Annotated in this window: 7 protein-coding genes; 1 reads left to right on the forward strand and 6 read right to left on the reverse strand. The window is 60.9% G+C overall.

What is annotated here, in order from left to right; all coding sequences use genetic code 11:
• Positions 1-627 (forward strand): electron transfer flavoprotein-ubiquinone oxidoreductase (locus GPA21_RS16965; RefSeq protein WP_211163660.1); only part of this gene is annotated, 627 nt, incomplete at its 5' end.
• Positions 628-741: 114 nt separating this feature from the next.
• On the opposite strand, the gene GPA21_RS16970 is transcribed toward GPA21_RS16965, so the two are convergent.
• The 6 genes from GPA21_RS16970 to GPA21_RS16995 all read right to left on the reverse strand — a co-directional run bounded on the left by GPA21_RS16970 (position 742) and on the right by GPA21_RS16995 (position 9,441).
• A complete protein-coding gene (locus GPA21_RS16970; RefSeq protein WP_168989297.1) occupies positions 742-1,077 on the reverse strand; it encodes a DUF2149 domain-containing protein in 336 nt (111 codons plus the stop codon).
• Positions 1,074-1,613, reverse strand: coding sequence for a MotA/TolQ/ExbB proton channel family protein (locus GPA21_RS16975; protein WP_168989298.1), 540 nt, complete (start codon positions 1,611-1,613; stop codon positions 1,074-1,076). Before GPA21_RS16975 ends, GPA21_RS16970 begins: the two co-directional genes overlap by 4 nt.
• Positions 1,614-1,635: 22 nt before the next feature.
• Entirely contained in the window at positions 1,636-5,982 is a 4,347-nt protein-coding gene (cobN, locus tag GPA21_RS16980; RefSeq protein WP_168989299.1) for a cobaltochelatase subunit CobN, read from the reverse strand.
• On the reverse strand, positions 5,979-7,601 hold the full coding sequence (locus GPA21_RS16985; protein ID WP_168989300.1) for a PepSY-associated TM helix domain-containing protein: 1,623 nt from the start codon (positions 7,599-7,601) through the stop codon (positions 5,979-5,981). Before GPA21_RS16985 ends, cobN begins: the two co-directional genes overlap by 4 nt.
• Positions 7,598-7,873 (reverse strand): DUF3649 domain-containing protein, encoded by a 276-nt coding sequence (locus GPA21_RS16990; RefSeq protein WP_168989301.1) that lies wholly within the window; start codon positions 7,871-7,873, stop codon positions 7,598-7,600. Before GPA21_RS16990 ends, GPA21_RS16985 begins: the two co-directional genes overlap by 4 nt.
• A gap of 110 nt (positions 7,874-7,983) precedes the next feature.
• Positions 7,984-9,441 (reverse strand): TonB-dependent receptor domain-containing protein, encoded by a 1,458-nt coding sequence (locus tag GPA21_RS16995; protein ID WP_168989302.1) that lies wholly within the window; start codon positions 9,439-9,441, stop codon positions 7,984-7,986.
• Between the last annotated feature and the right edge of the window lie 90 nt (positions 9,442-9,531).

The following is a 9,531-nucleotide window of genomic DNA, read 5'->3' on the forward strand; positions in this document are numbered from 1 at the left end:
ATCCACGCGGCGATGAAGTCCGGCATGCTCGCCGCCGAAGCGGCCATCGATGCGCTGGTGGCCGAGCGCTCGCGCGACGAACTGACCGCCTACCCCGAGTCCTTCCGCCAGAGCTGGCTGTTCGACGAACTCTACAAGGCTCGCAACTTCAAGCCGCTTATGAAGAAGGGCCTGTGGATGGGATCGCTGCTGTTCGGCATGGACCAGATCCTGTTCCGCGGCAAAGCACCGTGGACCCTGCACAACAGCGCAGACCACAGCGCACTGAAGAAGGCGAGCGAATGCACGCCGATCGACTACCCGAAACCCGACGGCGTGATCTCCTTCGACCGGCTCTCTTCCGTGTTCCTGTCGAACACCAACCACGAAGAAGAGCAGCCCTGCCACCTGCAGCTCAAGGACCCGTCGGTGGCGATCCGCATCACCCTCGACCAGTACGACGCGCCCGAACAGCGCTACTGCCCAGCCGGCGTGTACGAAATCGTCCGCGAGGAGGCCGGCCCCCGCCTGCAGATCAACGCGCAGAACTGCGTCCACTGCAAGACCTGCGACATCAAGGACCCGACCCAGAACATCAACTGGGTGGTCCCACAGGGCGGCGAGGGGCCGATTTACCAGGGGATGTGACACCCCTGGCGACGAAACGTTGGGCCAACGGTCCCCTCACGCACATGAGGGGACCAACAAGTCTCGGACTCATCCCAGCCCTCAGCCGGCTGGCATCCCACCCATCAGATCAAGTCAGTCTTCCGGTACGTAGACCAGCGTGCCATCGTCCAGCCGATAGGTCACACCGGCCCTGATGCCCTTCCCTTCGCCGATTTCACCACTGCTCTTGTAGTGCGTGAGTTCCTCGCCCTGTTTGACAATCATCTCCATCTCGTCAGTACCCGGATTCTTGATCACGACGACGTCATCAGACGAGAACGGGTTGATCGGATTCTCGATTACAACGATAAGAAGGACGGCGATGATCACCAGGAATACATCGATGAGATTCACGACGCTCAGGATTGGATCATCGTGATCATCCTCGCCAAGAATGTTAAGGCGACTCCGCCCTTCCAAGGTGCTCATGCTCTCACTCCAGCAGGTTGCGGATGGAGCGCTTCGGATGCATGTCGTGCGGTTCGGGTGCGCTCCCGTTCCGCGAGCCAATCGTTTATCTCAGCAAGCAGCCACCGGCGACGCACCATCAAAACCACATAAGTCATCGCCGCTGCAAGAAGCGCGACGATCACTGCAGCAAACGCGACCACCAGCTGCTCTGCCATTCCGACTGAGTCTCCATTTGCAACCGCAATCAACGCGGGCCCCATGGGAATCATGGTTGCCACCAAACCGAGCAACGGTGCGACCCGGCTTGTGATGCGCAACGCCTCAAGCTCCTTGAGCAAGCGCAGTTCAAGGTCTTCGAGCGTAATCGTCGGTGACTGAGCCGCAATCTGGCTGAGGGGTGCATATCGGCGTCCGAAGAAGCGCTTTGCTCCCAAGTCATAGAGAAAGCTGCCCATCGAGTACAGTGCATGTAGAAACATCACGCACAAGACCAGTAGTACCGGCAACATGAAAAAGCCGGAGACATCAAACATCAGTTGTTCAATTGCATTCATAACCTGCTTCCTTTCAAGAAAATCAAGCGTTTGGCGTGTGGCGATGAGTCTGCCAGGCGCGATGGGAGGCTCCCATGACCATGATCAGACCCAAGAGCCACAATGCAGCGGGCAGTTCGGAGGCGGCGAGTTCAGGGGGCTCGACCTGCTCTAGCCGCTGCCCCGAAACACTCTCCATCGGCGATTCGGACGGTGCGTTATCTGGCTCGGAGGCTTCGGGCTGATTCTGCGATGCTTCAATTACCGGCTCGACGCCCAAACCGAATCCCGCCGCGAGTTCTTCGACGTAGGCCGTAAAGGTCCGGTTGGCAGTGAACACGTCATGCCGTTCGGCAATATCGACGTAGGTTTCAACAAGCTCCCGTACGGTCTGCTCACTGGCTTCCCAGTAGCCCTTGCGCACGGCTTCCAGCATGCGCTCGACGATCTGCGCCAAAGCTGTCGGATTGGCGGCTTCAAACCACTCCCGCATGCCGAGCTCGTATCGATCCATTACGTAGGTCGCATGAAACTCGTCCCATTGATCGTCTCGCACCACATCGCGATCCATCACCTGCCAACCCCAGAAGTTGTTGACGGCGTTGAGCAGTTGCAGGGTTCCGGCATATCCCTCGGCCTGCATCTCCTTCAACCAGTTTGGATGCTGGTAGATCGAGCGTAGCTCGCTCGACAGGAATCGCTCTGCCGTCTGAAGGCGAGCCCGCAGGGGATCACGCATATTGGAGATGTAGAGTTGCGGAGCCTTGCCATCGAGGTGACGCACTGCCATCGAGATCCCGCCGAGATATTCGAAGGGATGATCGGTGTCCAGCAGTCCGCGCAGATTCGACGAGCGAGAGAAAACCGCCGCACTCGTTCCGCGCAGGTGTTCGGCATAGGCGTTTACCAACGAGCCATCCGGGGCAAACAGTTTTTCGCTCCAGCGCGTCGCGTCTGGACCATAAGCCCAGGACATACGCGACAGGTAGAGGTTCTCAAGTTGTCCATCTCCCTCTTCCCACTGGTCCGAGGCGAGCGTGCCATCGGGTAGTCCAGTGCCATAATCACCGCTTTCGTTACCAAACACCCGGGTCAACGCAAACAGCCGCGCATCCTCAGAGGGCACGCCAAGCTCGCGCAATCGCTGCTCAAGCGCCAGACTGTTGCGACGAATGAGATTTTCGGTCTGTGGCTCATCAAGTTCCGCGAGCAAGACAATCGCATGATTGAACCACTCCATCACATTCGGAAACTGATCCCGATAGAGGCCCGTCAGCGAGATCACCGTATCGATGCGCGGGCGCCCCAACTCCTCCAGCGGAATCGGCTCCATGCCGACCACTCGGCCACCTGCATCCCACACAGGACGCACGCCCATTGCGTAGAGGATTTGCGCCTCCAGCATCCCAAGGTGGCGCATCGTCTCGGTGCTCCAAAGTGAGAACGCCAGCTTCTCTGGAAACTCACCGTGGGTCGCCTGATGAGACAGGATCAGCCCCTGCATTGCCTCCACGCCCGCATCCCAGGCCGCGCGCGTCGGCACTCGGGTGGGGTCGAAACCGTAGATGTTGCGTCCTGTCGGCAGCGCATCCGGATTGAGGACCGAATCTCCGCCGTAGGAGGGGTCGACCCAGCGTCCGGACAACGCGCGCAACAGCCCCTCGGTTTCCGTTTCAGCATCAAGCATGCGGTCGAAGGTGCGCCCTTGCTCGACCAACACACGCGCATCGGGATCGAAGGCGTCCGGTGCAAGGTCCGAGAACACTTTCTCGAGCACGAAGCGGTAGGGCGCGCTTTCCAGAAGCGAGCGGTAGTCGTCGCGAAAGACTTCGCCGGGTGCGACGCCAAGGTGCTCGTACAGCTGTTGCCCGAGCATCTGCATCACGGTACTCACCCGATGTTCTGGCAGTGCCGTCTGCCCGAAACTGTGCAGGCCAAGCGGTTGCATCGCCATGCCCAGTTCTTCGAGGTAATCCTCGATCTCGCGCAGGAACTCGTCGAACCCGGCCTCAAGATCGGCGACCTTCCAGCCGAGATCACCATGGATATTCATCCTTACCGCCTGGTCGATGATCAGTGCCCGATTGTTGGCCTTGACCAGCCCTTCGTCCACAGACTGGTATTCGCGGATCTGGTCATTGATCGCGACAAAGTCGTCGGACAGTCCGGCCGGTGAGAACGGTGGCGTCTGGTGGCTGACGATGACTCCACGTCCCCGACGCTTGACGTGGATGGCCTCGGCGATGTTGTCGACAATGTAGGGCGAGACGATCGGCGTGCTGCCAGCCAGAAGATTGGGATCGTCATAGGCCCAAAGCCCCCGTTCCTTGCCGGGCAACCACTCCTGGCTGCCATGGGTACCAAAGTGGATGATCGCATCGGCCCCGAAATGCTCGCGCACCCAGAGATAGGTCGCGAGATAGGCATGGTGGACCGGCACCTTGCTATCGTGAAACAGGTGCTTTTCTTCCTCTTCGCTATGTCCCTCGCCGCGGGCCGGCTGCGGCATCACGAGCAGATTCCCCATGCGCATGCGCGGGATGACGAACTGCATCTCACCATCTACCTCGGCCACCCAGTGGCTTTGCTCAGGAGTCCCCCAGTAGGCCTCGATCTGCTCCCGCACCGTAGCGGGCAGCGTCGAGTACCAGTCGAGGTACTGCGTCAGCGGAAATCTGTCCCAGTGCGGCGTCTGCATCAGGACCGGCAACCCATCGCGCCGATATCGTGGCTTGAGCAGGATCGGAACGGTATCGATCATCTGCTGTTCGGCCAGCGGTTCAACGGCATAACCTTCTGCGATCAGGCGCGCGGACAGGATTTCCAGGGAGCGTGGCACGTTCATATTAGAGGCCCCCTGGTTATGCTCGCCGGGCGGGTGGTTCCAGAACATCAGTGCAAGACGCTTCTCCGCATTTGATTTTCGCCGAAGTTCAGCGAGTTTCATTGCCTTTCCGACCAACATATTCATCTGCTCGTGCATCGGCACCAGCTCCCCGCCCTCATTGCTGGTGAGCACGATCGGATCGATCAAACCAACGTACTCGGCCGTGGTCAGCGTGAAAGGCAGGAAAAAGGTACCAATGCCGGCTGTATCGGCCAGATAATCGGCACGGTTCCCACTCCGGTAGTGGATGACGTTGAGAACCGGAAGGTCCATCTCCTGGTGCCAGGCTTTGCGTGCCTCCGGATCACTACCGAGGAAGGTGTTGACCATGAGTACGTCGAAAACCGGACGCCCGTCGAGCTCGATCACTGGCTCGTCGATCCGCGCCACTCGGCGCGCTTGCGGATTCGGAAAGCCCGCAGGCTCTTCCGCGACCATGGTTGCTGGACGGCGCCCACCGGCTTCTGCCTGCCTACGGGCGAGCCGGGTGGTCCGGTAGAACACGAGCGGCACCGCGCCAGCACCCTCCAGCGCCTGTATCGTCTCATCGAGCATGCGCGTCTGTCCGTCAGCGATATAGCTGGAAGACATCTCCATGCCGATCACCGGCCGTCGCTCCCACGGCTGCTCCTTGCGAGCCGACCACCATGCGAGATAGTCCGGCAATGTCGCAAACACCGCATCAGGCGCTTCCGGATGGTAGATACCCCCATCCGGAAGCGGACTCGGTGGCGGCACGGCGGCCAGATCACCTTCCTCGATGAAGGCCTTCAGGTAGCGAAACAGGCGTTCGTGGTTCACCGTCCTGCCACTGACGTAATAGGCGTGCACCGCCTCGGCCACCGTAAGAGGCACATCCTCGGCACGCAGTCGTTGAGTCGGCGTCATCACCTGGATGCGGATTGACGCGATTCCAGCGGCACGAACTGCTTCGCCGGCGGCCTGCTCCAGCGCCGCCTGATCATCGCTACGCGGCGTATCGACAATCAGCAGGTCAGCCCCATCCAGCACCCGGCGTATAGCCGTCTCATCTGCCCGATCCACCTGCACCCAGGCCAGGTCCACCCCCTCGCGCGCTGCGGCCTCTTCCAGTAGCGCAAACTTGCGTTCAAGCACGAAGGAGGTCGACAACAGCGCGACCCTGGGGGCCGCATTTGCGAGCGGCGCAAACAAGAGCAACCCCAGCAGCGCCAAGCACAGGCCAATCGGAGCAATCCAGCGTGGTCGGTACGGCAACAAACCAATCAGCATACCGGCGGTCATGCTCGAAACGCCGAACCAGGCCACGGCGCCGCTTCCGACGCCCCAGGCCTGCACCGCAACCCAGAACGACACGGCCAGCAGAAGCCAACCCGCCGAGCGAAGACCCATGCGCAGGGCGCGGCCGGGTAAGGGCCGACCAGGACGGAGCTGGCGGAAGTGCCGATCCATTGCATGCGCCAACATGACATAGCCGGCGAATGCCAACAGGAACACGGCGGATACCGCGAGAGTGGCACTCATGCCGTTTCCTCCGCGCGGGTGGCGACGATGTGCGACGGGGGAGGTGAATCGATCACCTGTCGTGCAGCAAACCGGCGCTGACGACGAGCAAGCGCATACGCCACCGACGCAAACATCACACCCACGGCAAGCATCGTCAGGTCGAACCCGGCGAACACCCAATCTCCAGTAAGCAGGCTTCTCGCGAGGTGACGCTCGGTCGTCAGTGCATTGAGCATCGGCAACAGTGCATACGCCGCACCGGCCAGCCACAGTTGCTCGCCCCAGGCACGCGCCACCGGACGCCACACGGCATGTGCGGCCATCGCCGCCCACGCAAGAAACAGAATGTTGGCTTCCCATGTGGCCCGTTCAGCCAGTTCAGCCGGAAGCAGGCGATTTCCCCAGAAGTACGCGGCAATGCCTACGGGCAGCCCAACCAAGGTTGCGATGTTGAGCCGCTCCACCAACTGCAGCCCCGGATACGCAGAGCCGCCCAGCTTGGCTTCGCGCTGTCGCCGCTTGACCATCCACAGGATCAGGCCGGAGCCGATCATCGCGCAACCGAGCAGGCCGGACAGCACGTACAACCAGCGGACTACCGGACCGGCGAACATTCCTTCATGCAAGCCCAGCAACAGGTCGCGCGTGGTCTTCGCCGCCGACGTGCGTGCAGCCTGCTCCGCGAGCAACTCGCCACTCACCCCGTCATAGACAAGGCTGGGGGCGGCTCGAACCGGTCCTGCCGCAATACTGCCACGCACGATCACACGGGCATGGGCGTCGTACGGATGACGGACATCCCGCGCATCGATCGCGCCCTCGCCCCAACGCTCCTGCGCATCGGCAATGATATGGTCAAGTGGCAGCAGCGACGCCGGGGTACGAGCGGGTTGCACCAGTGCCGGTCGCGACGCAAGATCTTCGCGGAATACACGCTGCGCCGCGTCGTCCGAACCATAGAAGGCCGACACGATCATCGGCATGTAGACGGTCATCAGAAACACCAGACCGGAGTAGGTGATCATGAGCTGGAACGGCAGCGAGATCACGCTGGTGGCGTTGTGGGCATCCAGCCACGAACGCTGGCCTTTGCCCGGACGGAAGGTGAAAAAGTCGCTGAAGATCTTCTTGTGCACCACGATGCCGGTAATCAACGCCAGCAACATGAACATCGTCGCCACTCCAACGGTCCACTGCCCCACGATCTCGGGAAGGTAGTGCAGTTTCCAGTGCATCTGATAGAGCAGTTGCCCTCCTCCGGTGTCACGTGCCCGAAGCGCCCGCCCGGTTTCCGCATCCAGCAAAACCCGGTCGGCATGCATCCCCGGACCACCGTGCGCCCGCCCCTGCTGGGAAAATACCGAGAGGTAGGGGGAGTTGCGATCGGTCGGCAGGCTGATGAACCAGCGCGCATGACCCGGTGCGTGGTGCTCCAGATAGTCCTGCGCCACCCGCACCGTCGCCCGCGCATCGGCCATCTCGGTAGCCACAGGCAACTCCGGTTGCATCCAGCGATCGATCTCGGTGTCGAAGTAGCCCAAGGTCCCGGTCACGAACACGAAGTACAGAACCCAACCGAGCACCAATCCGGTCCAGGTATGCAGCCAGGCCATTGACTGACGAAAGTGCCCGGTCATGGCGTACCTCCTTGCATCAGAATCCACGCAAGTGCTCCGCAGACAAAACCAGGCACGAGCACGCCAAGCCATGCGCGCAAGGCCGATCGCACCGAGAATACCCACATCACTGCGGCGGTGTAGATGAGGAAGCTCGCAAGCAACCCCCAGGTCACCGCTTCGGCCTGCCCACCCGGCAGGGCCGCGGCAAGCAGGATCGCGCCACTGTTTGCCAGCGCATAGCCACCCAGGGCGGCCGCGAGTATGCGCGAAGGAATCGCTAGTTTGTTCATGTGTGCTTCCACGAGAGAATTCAGGACTGCCTTCTTCACTCAACGAAGGCGTCGGGGCGAGGCGCCCTCACGAGCACAAGGCCGCGCGAGGGCGCACGAACGGCCCCGCCTTAGAACTTCAGGGAGAGTCCTGCCGACCAGGTGCGCCCCGGACTCGGCACAATGGAAAGGTCCTCAGCGTTGTAGACGCCGTCACGGTTGGCGTCATGGTGGCCGCGTGCGATCAGCCAATAGCGCTTGTCAGTGACGTTGTCGACCTTCACGAACGCCCTCAGCCGCGACCGTTCGTTCCCGAACACGCGCACGTCGCGGTCGAAGGAGAGCATCAGGTTGAGCAACGTTCGCGCCGGGTTCTTCTCCTGATTGATCTCGTCCGCATAGCTCGAACTCCGGTGATCGAGTTCCGCGGTCAGCCGCCAACCATCCGCCGGATGCCAGTGGGTGCGGAAGTTCACAGTGTGCTCCGGACTCCTGGGAACCGTCTTGCCCTTGTTGTTGTAGTGCTGGAAGTAGACCTGCGTGAGCGGATTGGTCAGGTCCGCCAACGAGTTCACCTTCGTCCCGCCCTGGGCGTTGCCCAGCGCCAGATGGTAGTCGTCATAACGCGAAAAGCGGTTGTGCAGGTACGTATAGGCGACATCGAACCCAAGCTGGTGCTGGACCTCGGTCTGAAGGGCCAGTTCGAGCCCCCGACTCACTGTATGACCGACGTTGTCATGGAAGATGTCACCACCCACGCGGTTACTCACATACTGGCCGACGTTGCTCAGAATGAAGTCCTTGCGTTCGATGTGGAACAGAGAGCCATTCAGATGCGTTCTCCAGCCCAGCAGATCGACACTCGAGCGCATGCCAATCTCGTACGTCAGGGTATGCTCGGGTTCAAGGTCGGGGTTGCCAGCAAGCTCGGTGAGCGTCGGCGTTCGGAAACCGGTCGAGACTCCCCCATAAAGCGCCGTTCGATCGCTCAGTCGATGGTCCAAACCCACGCGCCAGGAATGGACACGCAACGATTTGCTCCCCTGGGAAGCCGTCATCCGGTCTTCGTCCTCGAGATCGATACGATCCAGGCGGTAGTTCGTTGTCAGCGTAGTTGCATCGCTCACACCAAGACTCGCCTCGATATATGCTGCCCGGGTGCGCTCCTTGCGAAAGGAGTCCGACATGACATCTCCGGCGAGGAAAACCGGTGCGGCCGGTGCCGGCGAGTTTTTGTAGTCTTCCTTGACGACGGAGATCTCGTCGAAGGTGTTCCTGCGCATCTCCAGCCCGCCCATGACGCCCCAGCGACCGAAGGACTCCCGTACCTCCAACTTGAGACCCCGCTGCTGCTGCTTGTAGTCGTTGATATGCTGGTAGCGATCGACCTCGTTATCGCCCACCGGCACGCCTGTACCGCTGAAACGGATCGGCGCGACCCAGAACTCCGTCTCGTCGTCGAACTGGTAGGCGACCGCCAGCAGATTTCCCGTATCCGAGAAATTGTTCGAGTAGGTCAGGTTCAGGCGCTGCAGGTCGATCTCGAAATTCCGGGTATACGGATTTAATGGTTGATGGGGCACCTTCACCCCATCAATCTGATACCACCCTCAGATGGTTGATAGATCGACTCCGTAGTTGAGTTCCTCTGCGAAGTCCGGCAGTCCGTAACCGATGGT

The sequence above is a fragment of the Azoarcus taiwanensis genome, from assembly GCF_012910885.1.
GTDB lineage: Bacteria > Pseudomonadota > Gammaproteobacteria > Burkholderiales > Rhodocyclaceae > Azoarcus_F > Azoarcus_F taiwanensis.